Below are 22,015 nucleotides of genomic sequence, written 5' to 3' on the forward strand. Positions count from 1 at the left end.
CTCCGGTCCGCGCCGCGGCGTGGCGCTCCGCGGCGCGGACCGGAAGACGGACCGGCTCACGCGGCCAGCACGCGCGACCTGGGGGCGCGGCGCCGCCCGGACCCGGCCTGCTCCACGAACGCGGAGAACAGCCGCCCCCGGTCCGCGGCCGAGCCGTGGGAGTCCTCCGGGTGCCACTGCACTCCGACGGCCCAGGTGCGGTCCAGGTGCTCCGTCGCCTCGACCACGCCGTCCTCGGCCACGGCGGTGACGCGCAGCTCGGGGGCCACGACCCCCAGGGCCTGGTGGTGGTCCGACCGGACGGTGAGCCGCCGGGCGCCGAAGACGGCGGCCAGCCTGCTCCCGGGCTCCAGGGCGACCTCCTCCTCGGGGCACACCGGGTCCCCCGGCGCACCGCGGTGTCCGTGGCCGGTGCCGAGATCGGGGACGAGAGTTCCCCCGCAGGCCAGGTTGAGCAGCTGGGCCCCCCGTCCGATCGCCAGCAGCGGGGCGTCGCGGTCGAGGCTCTGCTCGAGGAGGTCCACGGTGTAGAGATCGGCGCGCCGGTCGACCCCGTACCCGTTCGGCACGGGCCCGCCCGCCCCGTAGAGGGCAGGGTCGACGTCCCCTCCTCCGAGCACCAGCACCGCGTCCGCGGAGGCGGTGACGGCGGGGTCGGGCAGCTCCCGGGCACTGGAGTCGACCAGGATCGGCCGGGCACCGGTGTTGACCAGGCACTGCAGCGCGGTGCGGGTGCGGCGGCGCATCAGGTCCCGGGTCTGCGGGGTGAGGCCCGGGAAGTTCAGCGACACCACGGTCGCCACGGTGGGCGCTTTGGCACGGAGGCTCCACAGTCCTACGGGAGTCACCTCGTGCGCATTCAGATGAACGGCCTGTCGGTTCATGCTGTCATCTCCTGTTCGATCATGAGGTCCTCGCTCCGTGCCGGGTGGCGGGCGCACGCGGCGCCGCCGGGGCGATCGGAGGGAGGAGTTCAGGCCCGAAGCGTTTTCGGGGGCACCTGGTGAGTTGTTGGGGAGCTGGACGGTGGCGGTGGAGCCGACCGGGATGGGAGCGGCGGACACCGGGGTGAACGGCGGTCGCCCTTCACGCGATGCACCGGGGAAGTTCGCGTCCCCCGAGTGGTGCAGATCACTCTGCCCGAGCCGGAAGGGGGTGCGCCCCTCTTTTCCGGAAGAACATTGCCGATTCTTCTCGATCGACGAAAATCGGCTGTCGGAATGCGGGGACGGGGCCCGGGCAGCGGCGGGCGGTCCCCGGCGCCGGGGTCGGTCCGCTCGCCGCCTCCGAGCGGGTCTACAGCCCGGGATCGATCATCGTCATGCCGGCGACCGTCGCGGTGTCGAACACCGGCAGCAGCGCCGCCGCCTCGTCGAGCCCGATGGTGCGCTCGATGAGCTTCTGGGGCTGCAGTGCGCCCTGCTCGATGAGCGCCATCATGGCCGGATAGTCGGCCGCGGCCATGCCGTGGCTGCCGAGCAGGTCCAGCTCCCAGCCGATGACCCGCGCCATCGGCACGCGCGGATGGCCCTCGACCGGCGGCAGCAGGCCGATCTGGACGTGCCGGCCCCGCCGGCGCAGGCTGAGGACCGCGTCGGCGCAGGTCTGCTCGCTGCCCACGGCGTCGACGGCGACGTGGCCGCCCCCGCCGGTGAGGGCGGCGACCGCCGCGGGGACGTCGCGCCCGTCCGCGCGCAGCGTGTGCTCCGCGCCGAGCTCACGGGCGAGGGCGAGCGCCTCCGGGTTGCGGTCGACCGCGATCACGCGTCCGCCCAGTGCCCGGGCGATCATCACCGCGCTGAGCCCCACCCCGCCGGCTCCGACCACGGTGACCCACTCCCCCTCGGCGAGGCGCGCCCGGTCGGCCAGGGCCCGGTACGCCGTGGCGAACCGGCACCCCAGCGCGGCCGCGGTGGCGAGGTCGACGTGCTCGGGGACGGCCACGAGGTTCGTGTCGGCCCCGTGCAGGGCGACGTACTCGGCGAAGGATCCCCAGTGGGTGAACCCCGGCTGCTGCTGATCGGGGCAGACCTGCGCGTTGCCGGAACGGCACCACTCGCACCGGCCGCAGCCGCAGACGAAGGGGACGGTCACCCGGTCCCCGGTGCTCCAGCGGCGCACGCCCGCCCCCACCGCGACGACCACCCCGGCCAGCTCGTGCCCGGGGACGTGGGGCAGCGCGATCTCGTCGTGCCCGGCCCAGGCGTGCCAGTCGCTGCGGCACAGGCCCGTGGCCTCCACCCGGACGACCACCCCGTCGGGCGGTGCCGTGGGCTCGGCGACGTCACGGACCTCCGGCCGGCCCCGGACAGCATCGATCACCACTGCGCGCATGCCCCCACTCTCCCACGCCCGTGCGGCACCGGCAGGGGTGTGAGCAAGGAGACAGCGCTCGTCGATGCGTCACTCGGCGCCGTGGTGGTAGACCGGTCGTTGGAGACACCGTGTGCTGACCGTGCGGCGCGACCTGCTGGGGCATTCTGCCCCCGTCGGGCCCGTGACAGCGATCCCGGCTCCGCCCGGGGAGCGCGCCGCCGCTCTCCTCGCTGTTCGCCTTCCCCATCAGCCCGTGCCCGGAGGAGCCCCGTTGAGTGTGAAGCAGTTCTTGGACGCCTACGGCCGGAGCCGGACCGCCTCCCCCTCGGTACGGGTCTTCGCCGGCGTGGCGGACACCCCGCGCACCCCGGCCCCGACGTGGTGGAACCACCCGGTGACGATCATGTTCGTCGCGGTGATCGGCGCGGCCCTCTCCTTCACCACCCCCGCCCTGCCGGCGCTGTCGGGACTCCTGGTCGCGATCTCCGGCGTGGCCCTGGCGTCCCTGGCCGAGATCGACCGTGGACGGTGGTCGGCCAGTCGCGCGCGCGCCGTCGAGGAGTCGGTGTGGATCGCCGATCAGTGCGGGTACCGCGTGGACACCGCCGGTGGAGCCCTGCGGTGGAGGAACGACGACCGGAGCATGGTCGCCCGGCTCGGTCACCGCGGTGGCGGGTGGGACCTGCTCCTGCTCGACATCGAAGCCCCGGCTCTCGGGAGCGACCGCTGACGAAGGCCTTCTCCCGCCCCGTCCTCTGATCGTCACCTCGCGCCGGGCGGCATTGGCGCCCGTCCGCGGCCCGGCGGCCCGTTGCGCGCAGCACGGGCACGATGTCGGTCACCGAGGTCCCCGGGGCGGAGCAGTGGGCGTTCCAGGCGCTACAGGGAGTTCCACAGCACGAGAGCCGCGCCCAGCGTGGAGACCGACAGCGCCACGCGGCGCACTCGTTGCCGGTCCAGGCGCTTGTTGACCAGCCCTGACAGGGCGAACCCCAGCATCATCGCCGGGGTGAGGATCGCGGCGAACTGCAGGATGTGCTGATCCAGGGCTCCGACCGCGGCGAGGCCGACCAGGGACATGAGGGCTCCCACGAGGAAGAAGGCGCTCATGGTGCCGCGCAGCTGTGCGGTGGAGGAGCCCTGCCACACCAGGGCCATGGGCGGGCCCCCGATGGCCGTGGCGGTCCCGAGCACCCCGGAGGCCGCCCCGGCGACGGCGACGGTGACGGGACGGGGCGCGGGGCGCCAACCCCAGATGCTCAGCAGGGCACCCAGCAGCACCGTGCCGGCCAGCGTCAACGCCAGCCCGCGGGCGGGCAGGAAGGCCACCAGGGCAGCACCGATCACCGTGCCGGGGACACGTCCGAGCAGGGCCCACCCGGTCCCGGACAGGTCGATGGCCGTGCGGTCCCGGAGCACCCCGAGCACGGTGACGCCGGCTGCGAGCAGCACGATGGACCCCGGCAGCAGCGAGGGATCGACCAGAGCGATCGCCGGGGCCGCCAGCATCCCCAGTCCGAATCCGATCGCCCCCTGCAGGCAGGCCGCCAGGACGATCACCACGCCGATGATGACGAGCTCCACACCACTCATGTCTGCACCTTCATACGGTTCGGGGCTGGTCGGTCGGATTTTCCCGGGTGGAACGAGGCCATCACGGCCAACCGTGCATCCACCGGGGCCTTGCACGGCGATCATCCCCCGCTGGGTAGGGCCGATGGCAGAGGGCGGGAACCACTGGTGTGGTTCCCGCCCTGTGCGTTCCGTGTGGGCTGGAGGTGCAGGTCAGCCGATCAGCGTGGTGAGGAGCCGGTAGCAGGTGGCCAGGATCGCGGCCAGGCCGAGCAGGCCCAGGGCGGTCTGCCACCAGCGGTTGGCGTAGCGGCCCATCACGTCGCGGCGGGTGGCCATGATCAGCAGCAGGACGCCCAGCAGCGGGGCGACGATCACGGTCAGCGCCTGGGCGGTGATGATCAGCTGGATCGGGGAGCCCTGGGCGAGCAGGGTCACGGCCAGGCCGAAGGCCAGGACCACGCAGATCATGGCCTTCACCCGGTGGCGGTCCAGTTTGTTGCCCCAGCCCAGCGTGTCCGAGATGAGGGTGCCTCCGGCGGTGGCGTTGGCGATCATCGAGGAGAACGCCGCCCCCGTGAACCCGAGGCCGAAGACGGTCGTGCCGATCGGCCCGGCCAACGGCTCCAGGACCTTGGACAGGTCCCCCAGCGTGGCGGCGGTGCCGCCGGTGGCCTGCAGAGCGGTGGCCGCGACCACGATGACCAGGATGGTCATGATGCCCGGGGCGACGATGCCGGGGATGGTGTCGGCCAGGGTGGTGGCCTTGTACTGCTCGGGGCGCAGGCCCCGTTCCCTCGAGGCGTAGCCGGTGTAGAAGGCGGCGTTGATCGAGAAGTTGGTGCCGACCAGGGCCACCAGCAGCATCCCGGCTCCGGGGGGCAGGGACGGGATGAATCCGTCGGACACCTCGACCCAGTCGGGCTGGGTGAGCAGCGCCGAGGCGAGGAACCCGGCGGCCATCAGGGCGATGATCGCCAGCAGTCCCCGTTCGAAGAGCTTGTAGTAGTTCGGTGCCCAGGCCACCACGCCCACGAGCACGGTGCAGGCCAGGGTCCACAGGGTCGGGGAGCCGCCGAAGACCATGGACATCCCCAGCCCGGAGCCCACCGCGTTGCCCACGGAGAACATCAGGGTGATCAGGAAGACCCCGATGCCGGCGGCCACCCCGGTGATCTTGCCGAGGTGCATCTTGATCATCTGGATCAGGGAGCGGTCGGAGGCCAGGGCGATCCGCACGCTCATGTCGGTGAAGCCGAGCATCAGGAGGGTGGAGACGGCGATGACCCAGATCAGGTCGTAGCCGTGGAGGCTGCCGGCCTGGACTGCCGAGGTCAGGTTGCCCGGGCCGAACTGCCAGGCCCCGACGATGAACCCCGGGCCCATGAGGGCCAGCGCGCCCAGCAGCCGGGATCGGCGGTTGGGTCGGGCGGGGGGTTCAGTACCGAGTGCGGGGGTCTCGGAGTCGGTCACCTCGTGAGTGACCGAGTGCGCGGACTTCTTGGATCGAGCAGTCATGCTGGTCATCGTCGTTCTCCACCGTCCTGGTTGGGAAATCACACCACGCTGGTGGCCTGGAAGCCGCGGGTCGTCGTGTAGTGGGCGTTGTCACCGATGAGCCCGGCGGAGGTCAGGGCGGCGGAGATCTCCTCGCGCGCCCCCTCGGCCAGGGGCAGCAGCGGCGGACGGACCACGGCGTTGGGCAGCACCCCGCGCTCGACCAGGCCCATCTTCAGCGCCACGGTGCCCTCCATGTGGGAGCCGCGGTGGTAGACGGCCTTGGTGACCGGCAGCAGCTTGTCGTGCAGCGCCCGGGCGGCGGCGTAGTCCTTGGCCTTGCCCGCGGCGATCAGCTCGATCAGCGGCTCGGGGGCGAGTCCGCCGTAGCCGACCAGGGCGCCGTCGACGTCGAACATGGTGTGCAGCAGGTACTCGTCGTGGCAGGTGAGGATCTGCAGCTCCGGGTTCTCCTTGCGCAGCACGGGGATCTCGGTGTCCCAGCGGCGCATGTTGCGCACCCCGTTCTTGGTGGCGAAGACCCCGGGCTGGGCGGCGATCTCGAGCTGGGTCCTGAGGTTGTAGGTGGCCTTGGTGGCGTCGGGGTACTGGAAGAGGATCAGCGGCAGGTCGGACTCCTCGTGGATGATCCGGTAGCGCTGCTGCGGGGCGCCGTCCTGGTAGCCGAAGCGCAGCCAGCCGTGGGAGGGGTAGACCAGTCCGGCCTTGGCCCCGGCCTCGGCGGCCCGGGCGGCCTCGAGGCCGGCGACCTTGTCACCCTCGCCGGTGATGCCGGCGATGATCGGCACCTCGCCGGCGGCGTCGACCATGGTGCGGATGACGTCGACCTGCTCCTCGGCGGTGAGGTAGGTGCCCTCCCCGGCGTGGCCGAGGCAGACCAGGCCCTTCACGCCCGGCACGGAGGCGAGCCAGCGGGTCAGGTTCGCCACGGCGTCGTGGTCGACCTCCATGTCGGCGGTGAACGGGGTGACGGGGGCGGGAACGAGACCGCGGAGATCGAGAGACATTTGAGGTTCCTTCTGGGTTGAGAACGTTTGCGGGAACGTTTTCAACTATGATGTGACTCATGACACCTGTCAACACCTCCGCCGAAACTTTCTGTGACTCAGCTCATGGGACCCCACCGCTCGGGCCCGCCTCAGGGCCTGTCCTGCCAAGGGCTTTGGTATCGTCCGAGCCATGGACCAGGACGGGCATGACTGAGCAGGCGGGCTCACGCACCGTGACGATCCGTGACGTCGCCCGGGTCGCCGGGGTGAGCATCTCCACGGTCTCGAGGGTGCTCGACGACCGCCACCCGCCCTCGAAGTCCCCCTCGGCCGAACGCGTCCGGGCTGCCGCGGCCGAGCTGGGCTACCGCCCCGATGCCTACGCCTCCGGGTTGCGCCGCCAGCACACCGGCACCGTCGGGGTCCTGGTCCCGCGGCTGTCGGACACGGTGATGGCGGTGTTCTTCGAGGAGGTCGCCCGGGCGTGTGCGCGCCAGGCCGGTTTCGCCATGGTGGCCACCACCGAGGACCGGCCCGAGGCCGAGAGGGCCACCGTGGAGACCCTGCTGCGCCAGCGCGTGGACGGGCTGATCCTGACCACCGCCCGCCTGGAGGACCCCGTCGCCGCCCAGCTGCGGGCGCAGGGGGTGCCGCACGTCCTGGCGCTGCGCACCGATCACATCAGTCCCTCGGCCACCGGCGACGACGAGCTCGGCGGGTATCTGGCCACCCGCCATCTGCTGGATCTGGGCCACCGGGACATCGCCCTGGTCGCCGGGCCCTCCTACGCCTCCACCGCCGTGGCCCGGCAGGCCGGCTACCGCCGCGCCATGTCCGAGGCCGGCCTGACCGAGGTCGATTACCTCGTCCACGAGTCGACCTTCGGCATGGACTCCGGGGAGACCGTCGCCCGGGCCGTCCTGGCCGGCGCGCACCGGCCCACCGCGATCTTCGCCGTCAACGACAACACCGCCATCGGCGTGCTGGCCGCCGCCCAGGCCGCCGGGCTGTCCGTGCCCGGCGATCTGTCGGTGGTCGGCTACAACGACATCCCCGTCTCGGCCCGCCTGCCCGTGGCCCTGACCACCGTGCGGGTGCCCTTCGACCAGATCGCCGCCAACGCCGTGGAGCTGCTCACCCAGCAGCGCACCGGCGCCCTCGGCGAACCGCGCCGAGTGGTCACCCCCACTCTCATTCCGCGCCAGTCCACCGCCCGGCCCCCTGCCGCACGCACTGCCTGAGGCCGCACCGGCCGGCAGCACAACCCACCACCGCCGGCTCTCGGGAGCCTGCAGAACGGAGACAGCATGCCCATCGTCACCATCAACATGGTTGCGGGTCGAGACCGCGCCGTGGTCCAGGACTGCCTGCGCGAGGTCGCCAGGACGGTCTCGCGCACCCTCGACGCCCCGCTGTCATCCGTCCGGGTGCTGGTCAACGAGGTCGACCCGGAGCTGTGGACGGTCGGGACCACCCTCAAGAGCGACGAGCGCCCCTCCGCCCCTGCGTCCTGAGCAGCCCATGAGGTCGTTCGGCGTGGTCGGCTCCCGCCAGGCCGAGGTGCTCCACGAGTGCCCCGGCGGCCGCTGAGGGCGATAGAGCCGCAGCCGCCGTCCCTCGTGCAGTGCTCGCACTGGCGAATCACCTCGCCAATAGTGGCCGGGCGCGGGCCCACCGTTCCGACGGCGGCCCTCAGCGGTCCAGGGTGCGGCTCGGTGTCGTCCCGTAGAGCTGCCGGTAGTACTGCGCGAAGCGTCCCGCATGGGTGAAGCCCCATCGGGCCGCAATCCCCTTCACGGTGTCCCCGCGAGCCGGGTCGCCGTCCTGCAGGTCCCGGTGGGCGGCGTCCATCCGCGTCCGGCGCAGATACTGGGCCGGGGTCAGTCCCAGGGGATGGTTGGCCCGGAACGCCCGCACCAGGACCTTCGTGGTCGTCCGGGCGGCGCGGGCGGCATCCTCCACGGTGATGGGGTCCGAGGCGTGGTCGTCGAAGAACTGCGCCGCGATCCGGTAGCGGCGGGACTGGGCCTCCATGGACAGGTACCGCGCCTCCCGGTCCCCGAGCAGCGGGAAGCACTCCAGCAGACCCACGGCCAGGTGGCGGGTCAGGTCGGCGCGCACCATGGGCTCCTCGAAGACCGTCGACCCCAGCATGTCGGCACCACGGCGCACCAGGCCCGCCCAGTACTCGCCGAGCCGGGCGCTGACCGGGGCGGACGAGCTGAAGTCCACCGGGGTCTCGTGGCCGTAGACGGTGTCGGCCGTGGCCTGCACCAGGTCCACCGGCAGGTGCGCCATGGTCACGTCGACGTCCTGCGCCACCACCAGGGACGGGTGCTCGGGGCGGAACAGCACCGATGAGCCCGCAGCCGCGGCGCCGATCTCCGCACGGATCTGCCAGTCGTACCGGACCCCTCGCACGTGGGCCACCGTGAAGACCTCGGTGTCCCCCCACAGGGACATCGTTCCGCCCACGTGCACCGTCGACAGGGCGACCTGGCCGTCCCCGGCCCTCGACAACCGGTAGGAAAACCCCGGATCGGTGGAGCTGTAGCCGAAGCGCATGCCGGTCCGCTCGCCGAGCGCGGGCAGCACCTCGGGATCCAGGATCGTGAGCTCGTGGCGGAACATCTCACCCATGAGTCAGCACCGCCTCCCGCCCAGGGCCCACCCCACGGGGGCTCTGCTCCGAAGGACCATTCTCCAGATCTGCCGGAGGGCCCGCACCATTGTGACCCGACACTTCGACGACCCGCTCGCCCATGCCGCCCAGTTCGCCCCGGACGGCGACGAGGAGCCGGCCTCCGGGATGCCTGCTTCTCGCGTCAGCGCGCTGCGGCCAGGAAGCGGTGGAGCACCTCGTTGTAGGGCGCCCCGGTGCGCTGAACGCTGTGGCCGGCACCGGGCACAACGGCCCGCTGGGCCTCGAGCTCGCGCTCGAGGACGTCGCAGACGGCGTCGAAGACCGGGCTGTGACCGCCGGAGACGACCAGCTTCGGAAAGGGCGCCTCCCGCAGGGCGCCCAGCGGGATCCGGGCCTCGTCGGTGAGGCGTTCGTGCCGGAGGATCTGCGCGTTCTGCAGCAGCGCGGGCGGCAGCGGGTTCGGCGGGGTGACGGCGCTGCCGACGTAGCCGATGAACGCGTGCAGGAACGCGGTGGGGTCGGCCGGGCCCTGGTCCCACAGCTCCCGCAGCCCCCGGGCGTAGTCGCGCACGATCGGGTCGTCGGGCAGCAGGCCAAAGGCCGGCGGTTCGTTGACGGTCAGGGACCGGACCATCCCGGGGCGCTGAGCCGCCGCCAGCAGGGCCACGACGCCGCCGTAGGAGTGCCCGACCAGGTGCATGGGCTCGGTGAGCAGCTCGGCGACGTCCCCGGCGTCGACCTCGAAGTCCTCGACCTCGGCCGGCGGGTTGGGGAAGTAGCCGCGCCGGTCCACCACGATCAGATGCCAGTGCTGGGCCAGGGGGCGCTGGGCGTCCCAGGTCATCGCCCCGCCGGTGACACTGCCGTGGACCAGCAGCACGGGCGGACCGGCGCCCCAGTGCTCGACGTGGATGCTCGGCATGGCAGGCTCCTCGTCTCCGAGATCCGACACCACCATGGTCCCCCCGGCCGGCAGCCCCGACAACGTCCGTTGGGCGATCGTTGGGGACCGATCCCGCGGAGCAGCACGGCCGCGCCGCTCCGCGGGCACCCCGAGGCGAGCAGCCGGGAGCACTCCTCGGCCTGTGTGCGGGTCAGAGCCCCTCGTGCGCCATGTTCGCGAACCGGGAGTAGTGGCCCTGGAACGCCACCACGATCGTCTTGGTGGGACCGTTGCGGTGCTTGGCCACGATCACGTCGGCCTCACCGGCACGCGGCGACTCCTTGTCGTAGACGTCGTCGCGGTGCAGCAGGATCACCATGTCCGCGTCCTGCTCGATGGATCCACTTTCACGAAGATCGGACACCATCGGCTTCTTGTCCTGGCGCTGCTCGGAGCCACGGTTCAGCTGCGACAGCGCGATGACCGGGACCTCGAGCTCCTTGGCCAGCAGCTTCAGGGCACGGGAGAACTCCGAGACCTCCTGCTGGCGGGACTCGACCTTCTTGCCGGAGCTCATGAGCTGGAGGTAGTCGAGCACCACGAGCTTGAGATCGTGCTTCTGCTTGAGCCGGCGGCACTTCGCCCGGATCTCCATGAGGGACATGTTCGGGGAGTCGTCGATGAACAGCGGAGCGGAGTCCATCTTGCCCATCGTGGTGGCGATCTTGGCCCACTGCTCGTCCTGCAGCCGGCCCTTGCGCAGGTCCTGCATGTTCAGCGTGGCCTCGGCGGAGAGCAGGCGCATGGCGATCTCGTTGCGGCTCATCTCGAGGGAGAAGATCACCGTGGTCTGGTTGTGCTTGATCGCCGCGGACCGCGCGACGTCGAGGGCCAGCGTCGAGTTGTGCGTGGGGATGAACGTCCGGCCGGCCAGATACAGGTGCGAGGGATGGTCGATCTCGATGCACCGCACCGGCACGGAGTCGATCGGCTCGACCGAGGGGATGAAGCGCTGAGAGCGTTTCGGCGTAGCCCGCGCGTCTCGCTCCTTGTGCATGATTTGTTTACGACTCAGGCCGAACACCTGATCGGACGTCGAGAACGTCAGAAGATAGGCGGTGGATGAGGCCTCGCTTCGCCCATTGACTCTCTTCTCGGCCCAACCTGATCGGTACCCCAGTGAATGGACCAGTTCACGCACGTCCTGTGCCAGCCGTCGGTTTGTCACCGCGAACTGTACGCATCCTGCATTGGTCACGGTCCCGTCGGTGTCCAACAATCCAGCAAGCAGTTCTCGGCGCTGAGTTTCACTGGCTCGCAGGTACGACATGGGGATGTGCTTGTCGCCGAGCACGCCCAGAGCACGCAGGCGGCCTTGGAAAGATGCCTTTTCCTGGTGACAGACCATGCACCGCAGACCTCCGGTACAGGTACCACCGCAGTCAATGCACGTGGCTCGCACCTTGGTCGCCAGCTCGCCCTTGAGCTTGCCGCCGCAAGTCTTGGAGCACGTTCGGACGTTCCTGTCCGTGTGAGTGAAGGGCTGATCGCAGATTTCGCACCGACCATGCAGAACCCGCTCTTCCGGAGGAAGGCCGATGGCATGAGTTATCCCTGCAACAGGATGAAGCTCGTACCCCTCCGCAGAGACACGCATGAGGATCTCCTCATCGGCGCTGGTGATACGTGCCGCCCTCGAGTGACCGTCACCGAGCCACGCGCCGAGCGTGTACGGCCCAACAGCCAACTCCTGTGGAGCCAACTGCAATGCCGTGACGTTCCTTACGCTGTGGTTGAGCCTGGCTTCCTTGGTGGTGCATCGCAATGTCGAACGAATGTCAGCCGTCGTCCGGATCGCGGCAAAGGTCTGCTGGTTCTTCGCCCGGCCGTAATTGGCGATTGCGGCCTGGGCCGATCTCCGGGACGAGCGTGTATCGGTCAGCCACTGGTGCTGCTCGTCGGCGACGATCTCGGAGCCGTCGTCGAAGCTCACGCGGTAGCAGGGACGTTCGGTCATGACCTCGGTGGCCGCGACCACACGGGACGGCGTGCCGTCCGCGGCGATAACTTCGTCCCCCACCTGGACCTCGCCCATGGTGGTCCACCCCGTGGGAGTGGGAATCGCAGTGTCCAGCGCGAGCGCCTTGCCCATGGCCGGCCTCGCCGCGATGACGATCATCTGGCCGCCCTGGAAGCCCTGGGTCAGCTCGTCGAGCTCGATGAAGCCGGTGGGCACGCCGCGCATGCCCTCGCCCCGGGAGCCGGCGGCCTCGATCTCGTCGACCGTGGACTCGATGACCTCCTTGAGCACCGTGTAGTCCTCGGAGGAGCGGCGCTCGGCCACCTGGTAGATCTCGGCCTGGGCGGCGTTGACGATGTCGTCGACCTCGCCGTCGGAGCTGTAGCCGAGCTGCACGATCTTGGTGCCGGCCTCCACGAGCCGGCGCAGCACGCCGCGCTCGCGCACGATCTCGGCGTAGAAGCCCGCGTTGGCCGCGGTGGGCACGGAGGAGATGAGGGTGTGCAGGTACGCGGGACCGCCGACGCGCTCGATCTCGCCGCGCTTGGTCAGCTCGTCCGCCACGGTGATGGCGTCCGCGGGCTCGCCGCGCCCGTACAGGGAGATCACGGCCTCGTAGATGGACTCGTGGGCGGGCTTGTAGAAGTCGACGCCGCGCAGGACCTCCACCACGTCCGCGATCGCGTCCTTGGACAGCATCATCCCGCCGAGCACGGACTGCTCCGCGACGTTGTCCTGCGGCGGGGTCCGGCCGTACTCCCGGTCGCTCCCGGACGAGCGCTCCGACACCATCGACACCTGGTCCACCTCTCCCCGCGCACCCCGCGGACAGCGGAGCGCGCACACGACGACGCCGCCCCGATCTTCCGGGCAGCCCCTCCATTCTCGCACCGACCGCGGACACCGCTTGCCGCCCGGGCCCGTCCGTGGACACCATGGATCATGACGCTCACCACAGACCTCAGCGGCCCCTGTTCGTGGGACATCAGGACCACCCGGGCGGAGCTGGCCGCGGGACGGATCAGCCACGTGGAGCACCTCGACGCCCTGCTGGAGCGCCTGCCCACGGCGCAGCGGCTGGGCGCGGTGATCAGCGCGGACCCGGAGCTGGCCCGGGCCTTCGCCCACGCGCTGGACCGCCGGGAGACGCGGGGCCCGCTGACGGGGATCCCGCTGGCGGTCAAGGACATCGTGGACGTCGCGGGGTTCCCCACCACCGGCGGGACCCGGTCGCTCGAGCACGACGTGGTGGCGCGGGACGCCCCCGCGGTGGCCCGCCTGCGCGAGGCCGGGGCCCTGTTCGCCCTGAAGACCAACCTGCACGAGCTGTCCTTCGGCATCACCTCCAACAACGGCGCGTACGGGCCGGTGCGCCACCCGGCCGACCCGGCGCTGAGCCCCGGCGGCAGCAGCGGGGGCTCGGCGGTGGCCGTGGCGGTGGGCCTGGTCCCGGCCGCTGTCGCCGCGGACACCGGGGGCTCGGCGCGCATCCCCGCCGCCCTGTGCGGGATCGTGGGCTTCCGGCCCACACTGGGCCGCTACCCGTCGTCGGGCGTCCTGCCGATCGCCCACTCGCGGGACACGATCGGCCCCATGGCCCGGACCGTGGACGACATCGTGCTGCTGGACGCCCTGCTCGCGGGCGAGCACCCGCTGGGCGCACCCGGCGCGCGGCACCTGGAGTTCGACGACGAGGGCCCCGGCCCGCTCCACGGCGTCCGGCTCGGCGTGCCCGAGCTGTTCCTCGAGGACCTGGAGCCGGGCGTGGACACGGTCTTCGGCGCGGGCCTGCGAGCGCTGGAGGCGGCCGGCGCGGAGCTCGTGCCGGTCGACGTCCGCCCCGCCCGCGAGCTGGCCGCCACGGCCGGCATGACGATCGCCCTCCACGAGTTCCTGCCCGACCTCCAGGCCTATCTGGAGGCGCGCGGCACGGGGCGCTCCCTCGACGAGGTGCGGGACGGGATCGGCAGCCCGGACGTGCGGCGGATCTGGGAGCTGGCGCAGGTGTTCCGCGCCGCCGACGACGACTACCGCGCGGCCCAGGAGGACCGCCGGCTCGCAATGCGGCTGTACACGGGGGCGATGCAGGCCCAGGGGGTGACGGCCCTGGTGCAGCCGACGTGCCCGCTGACGGCCCGGCCGATCGGCGACGACGAGACCGTGGAGCTCAACGGCCGGCGCGTGCCCACCTTCGACACCTTCACCCGCCACTCCGACCTCGCCGGCATCATCGGCACCCCCGGGATCAGCCTCCCCGCCGGGCGCACCGCGGAGGGCCTGCCGGTGGGCCTGGAGCTCGCGGCGGGGCCGGGGGCGGACGCCGTGCTGCTGGACCTCGCCCGCACCGTGGAGGCGCTGCTGCGCGACCAGTGAGCCGCCGAGGTGCTTTTCGGGGGACACCGCAACGATTCAGAGCTACAACCGTTGACGAGTCCAACGGTCGCCCTCTACGGTGAGGTCACCGATGTGCGTGATGCATCTCACAGCGGATTCGCCGGTGCCGGGCGCCGGCAGGACCGACCCGAGGAAGAGGACCCCCATGAAGCACCCGTTCGCCAGAGCAGCCGCCGTCGGAACCGTCCTGACGTTCGCCCTGACCGCCTGCGGCGGCGGGGGGACCACCGGCGGCGGCGGGGGCGGCGAGGAGCTGCAGCCGCTCACCATCGGCGTCATCCCCATCGCACCCTCCGCGCCCGTGCAGCTCGCCCTCGACGAGGGCATCTTCGAGAAGCACGGCCTGGACGTCACGATCGAGACCGCCCAGGGCGGCGCCGCCATGCTCCCGGCAGTCTCGGGCGGCTCCATGGACATCGGCGTGGGCAACCCGCTCTCGGTCATCCTCGCCAAGGACCAGGGCCTCGACATGAAGATCCTCAGCGGCTACAGCAGCTCCATGGCCGAGGGCGAGGACATCACCGGCGTGGCCGCCAACCAGGACGCCGGCATCGCGTCCTGGGCCGACCTGGCCGGCAAGCGGGTCGCGGTGAACACGATCAACGGCCAGGGGGACCTCACCATCAAGGAGGCCGTGAGCAAGGCCGGCGGCGATCCCGACGCCGTGAACTTCGTGGAGATGCCCTTCCAGGACATGCCGGCTCAGCTGGAGCGCGGGGAGATCGACGCCGCCTGGGTCCCGGAGCCGTTCCTGACCCAGCTGATCAACGGCGAGCAGACCGCCCTGGTCGGCTACAACTACCAGGACACCGTCCCGGGCCTGGACACCATGGTCACCTTCAGCAGCACGGCGTTCACCGAGGAGAACCCGGAGGTCCTCGAGGACTACAACGCCGCGATCGACGAGGCGCTCCAGTTCGCCCAGGAGAACCCCGACCGGGTGCGCGAGACCATCGTGAGCTTCCTCAACATGCCGGAGGAGGTCGCCACCGACCTGCGGCTGGAGGAGTTCGACGCGGAGGTGGACCGCGACGAGCTCGAGACGCTCGCCGAGCTGATGCTCAAGTACGACGTGATCGAGACCGAGGCGAACCTGGACGAGATCGTCCAGGCCGACTAGGACCGCGGCCGCGCCGGCGGGAACTCGTCGGCGCGGTCGATGGCCTCCTCGGTCATCCGCCGGCCGAGCTCGATGAGCTCCCCGGCGCGGTGGAAGTCCAGCAGCCGCCCGGCGCTCTTCGGCACGGTGATGAGCAGGTCGGGCGGGTAGCCGGCCAGCCGGTAGCGCAGCACCATGGACTGCAGCACCTCGAGGGAGAGCTGCATGACGTCGAGCGTGCGCAGCCCCGCCGGCAGGGCGCCGAAGCCGTCCTGGGCGAGTTCCTCCGCGGTCTCCTCGGCGGCGTCCACGAGCGCGTCCTGGCCGACGTCCTGGACGGCGTCCCGGACGGCGTCCTGGACGAGGGCCTCGGCGGCGTCCACCGGGGCCGACCCGGCGGGGCGCAGGAACCGGGACGGGGTGCTGCGGCCGCGCGTCTCCGCGAAGCGCTCCAGGACGCTGCGCGTCAGCTCGCGGTCCAGGACGTGGGAGGCGCTGCGCCGGAACCGCTCCGCCCACTCCTCGGACGGCCGCACGGCGGACGTCTCGTGGGCCGGGACCCTGCCCTCCCCGGACTGCTGCCCCCCGGACAGGGAGACCGCCACCGTCACGTCCGCGCGGGTGGCGACGGTCGCGGCGATGGGCACGGGGTTCATGATCCCCCCGTCGGCGAGCAGCCGGCCGTTGAGCATGACGGGAGTGATGATGCTCGGCAGAGCGATCGACGCGCGGACGGCCACGTCCACCGGGCCCTCCTGGAACCAGACCTCCTTGCGGGCGAGCAGGTCCGTGGCCACCGCCGTGAAGGGGATGGGCAGGTCCTCGATGAGCCGGCCGGCGAGCAGCTCGCGCACCTTCGCCATGATCTTCTCCGCGCGGATCACCCCGGGCGCCGAGGGGGACGGGTCCAGCAGCCGCAGCACGTCCCGCTGGCTCAGACCCAGCACCCACTGCGCGTACGCCTCCAGCTGCCCGGCGGCGTGGAGGCCGCCCACGAGCGCCCCCATCGAGCTCCCTGCCACGGTCACGATGTCGTAGCCGCGCTCCTCGAGCACGTCGATCACGCCGATGTGGGCGTAGCCGCGGGCACCGCCGCTGCCCAGCGCCAGGGCCACGCGCGTGCGTGGGGACATCCGCCGCTCCTCTCCCGCCGGGGACCGGCCACTGCACTGGACCGGCCGGGTGCCCCGAGCCTAGCCCGCCGGCCGCGGAGGGCGACTCCCCGACCGGGTGCCGGACCCGTGGCCGGACCAGCTCGGGAAGGATGGAAGACCCTATCAGCCGACGGGGTTTTCCACCCTGTGGACAACCGGTGGAAAACGCCGTGGACGGCTGTGCACAGGTTGGGGAGAACCCTGTGGAAAGTTATGCACAGGGTTCCACAAATCCCGCTCTGACCAGGAGCGACGGTGATGCACACCCTGTGCAGGGCGGACCCGGACAGCACCGGTGCCGTCCACAGCACCGTGTTCTCCGACTCGTGTTCCGGCCCACGTCGGAGGCCGGTCCGTCACGAGCACCGCGCACCCCGGACCGCCCCGAGCACCACGTGGGCGCAACGGCCCGGCACGCCCTGTTCCTGGAGCCGGAGAAGGCCTCCGCCCGCCCTCAGGACACCGAGGCGAGCAGCGCCAGCCACAGCAGCGGGTGGCAGAGCACCGACAGCCCCAGCAGCACCAGGAACCGGACCCGGTCGGACGCGAACCCGATGGCCCCCGCGAGAGCCACCACCGCCGTCACAGTGGCCCCCACCGCCGCCGCGACGAAGCCGATCACGAAGAACGCCATGGAGGTCTCGGGCCCTGCGGAGTTCCCGCCCAGGAACGCCACGACAAAAGCCAGTACGGTGAAGAGCAGGCATCCCACGCCGAACCAGTACAGGGCGGACGGCGAGACACGGGAGATCAGGGACGGCATGCACCCATTGTCTCCCGGGGAACCCGACGGCACCGCCGCACCGGCCCGCGGGTGCCCGAACGCCCGACCGACGCACCCGACCCCTCCAGGAGATCCCCGTGGACGACAACCAGCGCATGTGGGAGGACCGGTACGCCTCCGGGGGGTCCTCCCCCGACGGCGCCCAGCCGCACCCCGAGGTGGCCGCCCTCCTGGACCGGCCGGCCCGGGAGCGCACGGGCGGCCCGCCGACCGCCCTCGACCTGGGCGCGGGCACCGGCCGCCACACCCTGGCCCTGGCCGCGGCCGGCTACGACCCCACCGCCGTGGACTTCTCCCCCAGTGCCGTGCGGACGATCACCGGGGCGCTGGCGGAGCGCGGCCTGCCGGGCCGCGCCCTGGTCGCCGACCTGCGGACCTGGACGCCCGAGCAGGAGCAGCGCTCCGGGCCCGACGCCGTGCCCCCGCAGTTCGATCTGATCGTCGCCGCGTACTTCCAGCACGACCTGGCGCTGCTGCGCCGCGCCGCCGAGTGGCTCGTCCCCGGCGGCCGGCTGCTGTGGATCACCCACGCCCCCGGCAGCGTCGAGGGCCCGCCCCCGACCGTGCCCCGGCCGACCCTCCAGGAGACCGTCGCCGTGCTCGAGGGCAAGGGACTGGACCTGCTGCGCGCCGAGCAGGTGCGCACCACCGACACCGCGCTCGACGTCGTCGTCGAGGCCCTCCGGCCCCGCTGAGCGATCCCGCCGGCCGATTCCGCTGGAGACGCCGGACATGCGGAAAGGGCCCCCGCGGCGCACCGCGGGGGCCCTTTCCGTGCTTGCACGGACCGGAGGAACCGATCAGGCGGGGACGACCTCGAACTCGACGTTCGCGTTGACGTCCTCGTGCAGACGCACGGAGGCCTGGTACACACCGGTGGTCTTGATGTGCTGGTTGAGCTCGACCTTGCGCTTGTCCACGGAGCCGAGGCCGGCGGCCTCGACGGCCTTGGCCACGTCCTCGGCCTTGACGGTGCCAAAGAGGCGACCCTCGGAGCCGGCCTTGACCGGGATGGTCACGGTGGCCGAGGTCAGCTTCTGCGCCAGGACCTGGGCGTCCTCGAGCGAGGCGACCTCGCGCGCGGCGCGGGCGGCCTTGATGCTCTCGATCTGCTTCTCGCCGCCGCGCGACCACGGGGTCGCGAAGCCGCGCGGGAAGAGGTAGTTGCGGGCGTACCCGTTCTTGACCTCGACCACGTCACCGGCAGCGCCGAGACCCGTGACCTCGGTCGTCAGGATGATCTTTGCCATGAGTGTCTGTCCTCTCTGATCAGCGGCCGGCGCCGGAGTAGGGCAGCAGCGCGACCTCGCGGGCGTTCTTGATCGCCAGGGCGATCTTGCGCTGCTCCTGCACGGTCACACCGGTGACGCGGCGGGCGCGGATCTTGCCGCGATCGGAGATGAACTTGCGCAGCAGCGCAACGTCCTTGTAGTCGATCTCAGTGACTTTGGCAGCCTTGAGCGGGTTCTGCTTTGGTTTGGGCTTACGGAGTTCAGCCTTGGCCATCGTGGTGCTCCTTGTTCTTCGAGTGGAGCCCGCGGCTTGTCACCGCGGGATGGGGTGGATGGGAAAAGTGCGGAAGGTCTAGAACGGCGGTTCGTCGTCCTGGCCGCTGCCCCAGTCGTAGTTCCCGCCGGAGGACTGGCTCCAGGGGTCGCTCTGGGGTGCGGCCTGCGGAGCGGGCTGGCGTCCGCCGCCGGAGCGGCCGCCCTGGCCGAAGCCGGAGCCGCCGCCCTGCTGGCCGCCGCCACCGCCGCCGAACCCGGAGTCGCCCCCGAATCCGCCGCCGGCCGGGGCGCCGGCGCCGAAGCCGCCGCCCTGCTGACCGCCGCCCTGCTGGCCGCCGAAGCCGCCGCCCTGCCCGCCGGAGCGGGCGTTGCGGTTGACCTTCGCGGAGGCGTAGCGCAGGGAAGGACCGACCTCGTCGACGTCGAGCTCGGTGACGGTGCGCCGCTCGCCTTCCTTGGTGTCGTAGGACCGCGACTTGAGCCGACCCTGGACGATGACGCGCATGCCCTTCTGCAGCGACTCCGCCACGTTCTCGGCCGCCTCGCGCCACACGGAGCAGCGGAGGAACAGGGTCTCCCCGTCCTTCCACTCGTTGGACTGGCGGTCGAAGGTGCGGGGCGTGGACGCAACGGTGAAGTTGGCCACCGCCGCACCCGACGGGGTGAAGCGCAGCTCGGGGTCAGCGGTCAGGTTGCCGATTACGGTGATGACGGTGTCACCAGCCATGTGGACCTCCCGGGTCGAGGATGTTCGCGGTCGTGCGGGACGTGCTGGGATCTCTCAAGCATCTCACCGGGCGCCCGGTCGGGGCGCCCTCGGTGATCAGTTGTGAAGTCCTTACTCGGCGGAGATCTTCTGCTCTTCCGGGCGGATGATCTTGGTGCGCATGATGGCCTCGTTGAGGTTCAGGACGCGGTCGAGCTCCTGGGTGGTCTGCGGGGTCGCGGTGAAGCGGACGACCGCGTAGATGCCCTCGGTCTTCTTCTGGATCTCGTAGGCGAGGCGACGACGGCCCCAGATGTCGACGGTGTCGACGGTCCCGTTGTCCTTGGTGACGACCTCGAGGAACTTCTTGAGAGTCGGCTCCACGGCACGATCCTCGACCTCGGGGTTGATGATCACCATCAGTTCGTACTCACGCATGTTCGAACCCACCTCCTTCGGGCTGAGCGGCTGCGGTCCTTCCGCAGCAGGAGGTTCTGTAGCGTCGTCCGCGCGCCGGCACCGCACGTCGGGCGGCGGGCACACAGACCTCACAACACTACTACACCCGCGGCTCCGCGCCCAACGGGGCGGGCGCGGTCACCGCGGTGGTCAGGGAACGGGGGCTCAGTACCGGTAGGCGCTGCGGGCGATCGAGGCGTTCACGAGGGCCGTGCGGAACGGCATGGTGAAGACGTCCACGAACATCAGCAGCATCCACGGGATCAGGAACAGGATTCCGACGCCGACCCCCGCGAGGGTCCAGCCCAGGCCGCCGAGGAACAGGTAGATCAGGCCCCAGATCGGCTGGCGCAGATAGAACTTGTGGATGCCCAGCCAGCCCAGGAAGAGCCACAGGACGTAGGCGAGGACCACGGACTTCCCGCCCACCACGTTGACCACGGGCGGCCCGGGGTACGGGGCGCCGCGCCCGCCCCCGCCGAAGGGCTGCCCGCCGAACGGCTGCCCGCCGAACGGCTGCCCGTGGGGCGCCCGGGAGTACCCGGCGCGGCCGGGGTCGTTGTTCAGCGGGACGGGGCGGTAGTACTCGGGCTCGGGAGCCACGCGGATCCTTTCGGGGCGCCCGGGATCGGGCTGCGGGAAGGGCGGACAGGAACTGCTGCGGAGCGTCCTCGGCGGACGTCCTGACCCGTTCAACCGTTCGCCGGCGGCCGGTATTCCGGAGCTGTGACCCGATAAATCATACTTCTGTGCCCGAATTGCACCCAGGGGCGCATCCGTGCTGGACTGAGGATGTCCTAAGTCACAGGGACCACCGGGACCCACGACTTCCGCGCCACTCCAGGAGCCGACCTTGCGCACTGCCCGACCCCTCGCCCGCACCGCGGGCCTGCTGACCACTTCTGCCCTGGCGCTCGGACTCGCCGCGTGCGGCTCCGGGGAGACCGGCGGCACCACCGGCGCCGAGGAGACCGCGGGCACCGGCGGCGGCGACAACAGCCTCACGGTCTACAGCGGGCGCGACGAGGCGCTCGTGCAGCCGCTGATCGACCGGTTCAGCGAGGAGACGGGCATCGAGGTGGAGGTCCGCTACGGCGGCACGGCCGAGATGGCGGCGCAGCTGCTCGAGGAGGGCGAGAACTCCCCGGCGGACGTGTTCCTCGCCCAGGACGCCGGCGCCCTGGCCGCCGTCTCCGGGGAGGGTCTGCTCACGGAGCTGCCCGCGGAGACCACGGAGCAGGTCCCCGAGACCTACCGCGCGGAGGACGGCACCTGGGTGGGCGTCACCGGTCGCTCCCGCGTGCTCGTCTACAACGAGGAGGCGGTCCCCGAGGCGGAGCTGCCCGCCTCCGTCTTCGACCTCACGGAGCCCGAGTGGGAGGGCCGTGTGGGCATCGCCCCGACCAACGCGTCCTTCCAGGCGTTCGTCACGGCCATGCGCGTGGAGCACGGTGACGAGCGGACCCGCCAGTGGCTCGACGACCTCGCCGCGAACGACCCGCAGATCCGCGAGAAGAACGGGATGATCGTCTCCGACGTCAACGAGGGCGTCATCGACACCGGTCTCGTCAACCACTACTACCTCTACGAGCTGGCCCAGGAGGAGGGCACGCCCGCCGAGGACCTCGCCGCCTCCCTGCACTTCTTCCCCGACGGCGACACCGGCGCGCTGGTCAACGTCTCCGGCGTGGGCCTCGTCAACGAGCAGGAGGACGCTGACGGCCAGGCCTTCGTCGACCACCTGCTGAGCCAGCAGGGCCAGGAGTACTTCCGGGACGAGACCCACGAGTACCCGATGGTCGAGTCGGTCGACCCGCCCGAGGGCCTGCCGGCCCTCGACACCCTCGAGGTGCCCGAGGTCGACCTCAACGATCTCGAGGACCTGCAGACCACCGTGACGATGATCTCGGAGGCTGGTCTCAGCTGAGCGCACGGCGCCCCCGTTCCGTCCTGACCACCGCGGCCGTCC

At 71.3% G+C, this 22,015-nt stretch carries 22 protein-coding genes; 7 read left to right on the forward strand and 15 right to left on the reverse strand.

The annotated features are described in order from the left end of the window. Positions 1-56 precede the first annotated feature (56 nt). Both H488_RS35500 and H488_RS35505 read right to left on the reverse strand, forming a co-directional pair. The gene (locus H488_RS35500) at positions 57-803 is read right to left on the reverse strand and encodes a gamma-glutamyl-gamma-aminobutyrate hydrolase family protein (protein WP_017835031.1); all 747 of its coding nucleotides are present in this window, start codon (positions 801-803) and stop codon (positions 57-59) included. Between the two features lie 493 nt (positions 804-1,296). Next, entirely contained in the window at positions 1,297-2,334 is a 1,038-nt protein-coding gene (locus H488_RS35505; RefSeq protein WP_017835032.1) for a zinc-binding dehydrogenase, read from the reverse strand. A gap of 259 nt (positions 2,335-2,593) precedes the next feature. Here H488_RS35505 and H488_RS35510 point away from each other — a divergent pair, with 259 nt between their 5' ends. Further along, the gene (locus tag H488_RS35510) at positions 2,594-3,046 is read left to right on the forward strand and encodes a hypothetical protein (protein ID WP_017835033.1); all 453 of its coding nucleotides are present in this window, start codon (positions 2,594-2,596) and stop codon (positions 3,044-3,046) included. A gap of 149 nt (positions 3,047-3,195) precedes the next feature. Here the strand turns inward: H488_RS35510 and H488_RS35515 are convergent, their stop codons facing one another. The 3 genes from H488_RS35515 to H488_RS35525 form a co-directional block, all read right to left on the reverse strand. Beyond that, entirely contained in the window at positions 3,196-3,909 is a 714-nt protein-coding gene (locus tag H488_RS35515; protein ID WP_031283851.1) for a sulfite exporter TauE/SafE family protein, read from the reverse strand. Between the two features lie 192 nt (positions 3,910-4,101). Further along, positions 4,102-5,406 carry an Nramp family divalent metal transporter gene (locus H488_RS35520; protein WP_031283852.1) on the reverse strand — a complete coding sequence of 435 codons (1,305 nt, stop codon included), beginning with the start codon at positions 5,404-5,406 and terminating at the stop codon, positions 4,102-4,104. Positions 5,407-5,444: 38 nt separating this feature from the next. After that, entirely contained in the window at positions 5,445-6,413 is a 969-nt protein-coding gene (locus H488_RS35525; RefSeq protein WP_017835036.1) for a dihydrodipicolinate synthase family protein, read from the reverse strand. A gap of 188 nt (positions 6,414-6,601) precedes the next feature. On the opposite strand from H488_RS35525, the gene H488_RS35530 reads away from it, so the two are divergent. Continuing rightward, the gene (locus tag H488_RS35530) at positions 6,602-7,636 is read left to right on the forward strand and encodes a LacI family DNA-binding transcriptional regulator (RefSeq protein ID WP_017835037.1); all 1,035 of its coding nucleotides are present in this window, start codon (positions 6,602-6,604) and stop codon (positions 7,634-7,636) included. A 66-nt stretch (positions 7,637-7,702) separates the two neighbouring features. Next, a complete protein-coding gene (locus H488_RS35535) occupies positions 7,703-7,909 on the forward strand; it encodes a tautomerase family protein (RefSeq protein WP_017835038.1) in 207 nt (68 codons plus the stop codon). 178 nt (positions 7,910-8,087) lie between these two features. Here H488_RS35535 and H488_RS37720 read toward each other — a convergent pair whose 3' ends face one another. The 3 genes from H488_RS37720 to dnaB all read right to left on the reverse strand — a co-directional run bounded on the left by H488_RS37720 (position 8,088) and on the right by dnaB (position 12,734). Beyond that, positions 8,088-9,035 carry a helix-turn-helix transcriptional regulator gene (locus tag H488_RS37720; protein WP_017835039.1) on the reverse strand — a complete coding sequence of 316 codons (948 nt, stop codon included), beginning with the start codon at positions 9,033-9,035 and terminating at the stop codon, positions 8,088-8,090. Positions 9,036-9,220: 185 nt separating this feature from the next. Beyond that, entirely contained in the window at positions 9,221-9,961 is a 741-nt protein-coding gene (locus H488_RS35540) for an alpha/beta fold hydrolase (RefSeq protein ID WP_017835040.1), read from the reverse strand. 172 nt (positions 9,962-10,133) lie between these two features. Next, positions 10,134-12,734, reverse strand: coding sequence for a replicative DNA helicase (dnaB, locus tag H488_RS35545; protein ID WP_031283857.1), 2,601 nt, complete (start codon positions 12,732-12,734; stop codon positions 10,134-10,136). Between the two features lie 150 nt (positions 12,735-12,884). On the opposite strand from dnaB, the gene H488_RS35550 reads away from it, so the two are divergent. Together H488_RS35550 and H488_RS35555 are read left to right on the forward strand one after the other, a co-directional pair. After that, positions 12,885-14,315 carry an amidase family protein gene (locus tag H488_RS35550; RefSeq protein WP_017835042.1) on the forward strand — a complete coding sequence of 477 codons (1,431 nt, stop codon included), beginning with the start codon at positions 12,885-12,887 and terminating at the stop codon, positions 14,313-14,315. A 166-nt stretch (positions 14,316-14,481) separates the two neighbouring features. Next, a complete protein-coding gene (locus tag H488_RS35555) occupies positions 14,482-15,456 on the forward strand; it encodes an ABC transporter substrate-binding protein (protein ID WP_017835043.1) in 975 nt (324 codons plus the stop codon). On the opposite strand, the gene H488_RS35560 is transcribed toward H488_RS35555, so the two are convergent. Beyond that, complete coding sequence (locus H488_RS35560) at positions 15,453-16,568, reverse strand: patatin-like phospholipase family protein (RefSeq protein WP_017835044.1); 1,116 nt, start codon at positions 16,566-16,568, stop codon at positions 15,453-15,455. The two genes, H488_RS35555 and H488_RS35560, sit on opposite strands and share 4 nt — an antisense overlap. Positions 16,569-17,043: 475 nt before the next feature. Continuing rightward, entirely contained in the window at positions 17,044-17,352 is a 309-nt protein-coding gene (locus tag H488_RS35565) for a hypothetical protein (protein ID WP_017835045.1), read from the reverse strand. Between the two features lie 98 nt (positions 17,353-17,450). Between H488_RS35565 and H488_RS35570 the strand changes: the two genes are divergently transcribed. After that, a complete protein-coding gene (locus H488_RS35570; RefSeq protein ID WP_017835046.1) occupies positions 17,451-18,068 on the forward strand; it encodes a class I SAM-dependent methyltransferase in 618 nt (205 codons plus the stop codon). Positions 18,069-18,173: 105 nt separating this feature from the next. On the opposite strand, the gene rplI is transcribed toward H488_RS35570, so the two are convergent. The 5 genes from rplI to H488_RS36320 all read right to left on the reverse strand — a co-directional run bounded on the left by rplI (position 18,174) and on the right by H488_RS36320 (position 20,649). Further along, positions 18,174-18,623 (reverse strand): 50S ribosomal protein L9, encoded by a 450-nt coding sequence (rplI, locus tag H488_RS35575; protein ID WP_017835047.1) that lies wholly within the window; start codon positions 18,621-18,623, stop codon positions 18,174-18,176. A 19-nt stretch (positions 18,624-18,642) separates the two neighbouring features. Next, positions 18,643-18,879 (reverse strand): 30S ribosomal protein S18, encoded by a 237-nt coding sequence (rpsR, locus tag H488_RS35580; RefSeq protein WP_017835048.1) that lies wholly within the window; start codon positions 18,877-18,879, stop codon positions 18,643-18,645. A 78-nt stretch (positions 18,880-18,957) separates the two neighbouring features. Beyond that, positions 18,958-19,608 (reverse strand): single-stranded DNA-binding protein, encoded by a 651-nt coding sequence (locus H488_RS35585; protein WP_017835049.1) that lies wholly within the window; start codon positions 19,606-19,608, stop codon positions 18,958-18,960. 111 nt (positions 19,609-19,719) lie between these two features. Beyond that, the gene (gene rpsF / locus H488_RS35590; RefSeq protein WP_017835050.1) at positions 19,720-20,025 is read right to left on the reverse strand and encodes a 30S ribosomal protein S6; all 306 of its coding nucleotides are present in this window, start codon (positions 20,023-20,025) and stop codon (positions 19,720-19,722) included. A 186-nt stretch (positions 20,026-20,211) separates the two neighbouring features. Continuing rightward, a complete protein-coding gene (locus H488_RS36320; RefSeq protein ID WP_017835051.1) occupies positions 20,212-20,649 on the reverse strand; it encodes a TM2 domain-containing protein in 438 nt (145 codons plus the stop codon). Positions 20,650-20,899: 250 nt separating this feature from the next. Here H488_RS36320 and H488_RS35595 point away from each other — a divergent pair, with 250 nt between their 5' ends. Continuing rightward, positions 20,900-21,973: an iron ABC transporter substrate-binding protein gene (locus tag H488_RS35595; protein ID WP_017835052.1), complete on the forward strand. Its 1,074-nt coding sequence runs from the start codon at positions 20,900-20,902 to the stop codon at positions 21,971-21,973. Positions 21,974-22,015: the final 42 nt, after the last annotated feature.

Source organism: Kocuria sp. UCD-OTCP (assembly GCF_000349605.1).
In the GTDB taxonomy this organism is placed as follows: Bacteria; Actinomycetota; Actinomycetes; order Actinomycetales; family Micrococcaceae; genus Kocuria; species Kocuria rosea.

Coding starts and splice junctions, on each gene's coding strand:
- H488_RS35505 (WP_017835032.1), bottom strand. CDS start 2,334: ATGCGCGCAGTGGTGATCGATGCTGTCCGGGGCCGGCCGGAGGTCCGT.
- H488_RS35515 (WP_031283851.1), bottom strand. CDS start 3,909: ATGAGTGGTGTGGAGCTCGTCATCATCGGCGTGGTGATCGTCCTGGCG.
- H488_RS35520 (WP_031283852.1), bottom strand. CDS start 5,406: ATGACTGCTCGATCCAAGAAGTCCGCGCACTCGGTCACTCACGAGGTG.
- H488_RS35525 (WP_017835036.1), bottom strand. CDS start 6,413: ATGTCTCTCGATCTCCGCGGTCTCGTTCCCGCCCCCGTCACCCCGTTC.
- H488_RS35530 (WP_017835037.1), top strand. CDS start 6,602: ATGACTGAGCAGGCGGGCTCACGCACCGTGACGATCCGTGACGTCGCC.
- H488_RS35535 (WP_017835038.1), top strand. CDS start 7,703: ATGCCCATCGTCACCATCAACATGGTTGCGGGTCGAGACCGCGCCGTG.
- H488_RS37720 (WP_017835039.1), bottom strand. CDS start 9,035: ATGGGTGAGATGTTCCGCCACGAGCTCACGATCCTGGATCCCGAGGTG.
- H488_RS35540 (WP_017835040.1), bottom strand. CDS start 9,961: ATGCCGAGCATCCACGTCGAGCACTGGGGCGCCGGTCCGCCCGTGCTG.
- dnaB (WP_031283857.1), bottom strand. CDS start 12,734: ATGGTGTCGGAGCGCTCGTCCGGGAGCGACCGGGAGTACGGCCGGACC.
- H488_RS35550 (WP_017835042.1), top strand. CDS start 12,885: ATGACGCTCACCACAGACCTCAGCGGCCCCTGTTCGTGGGACATCAGG.
- H488_RS35555 (WP_017835043.1), top strand. CDS start 14,482: ATGAAGCACCCGTTCGCCAGAGCAGCCGCCGTCGGAACCGTCCTGACG.
- H488_RS35560 (WP_017835044.1), bottom strand. CDS start 16,568: ATGTCCCCACGCACGCGCGTGGCCCTGGCGCTGGGCAGCGGCGGTGCC.
- H488_RS35565 (WP_017835045.1), bottom strand. CDS start 17,352: ATGCCGTCCCTGATCTCCCGTGTCTCGCCGTCCGCCCTGTACTGGTTC.
- rplI (WP_017835047.1), bottom strand. CDS start 18,623: ATGGCAAAGATCATCCTGACGACCGAGGTCACGGGTCTCGGCGCTGCC.
- rpsR (WP_017835048.1), bottom strand. CDS start 18,879: ATGGCCAAGGCTGAACTCCGTAAGCCCAAACCAAAGCAGAACCCGCTC.
- H488_RS35585 (WP_017835049.1), bottom strand. CDS start 19,608: ATGGCTGGTGACACCGTCATCACCGTAATCGGCAACCTGACCGCTGAC.
- rpsF (WP_017835050.1), bottom strand. CDS start 20,025: ATGCGTGAGTACGAACTGATGGTGATCATCAACCCCGAGGTCGAGGAT.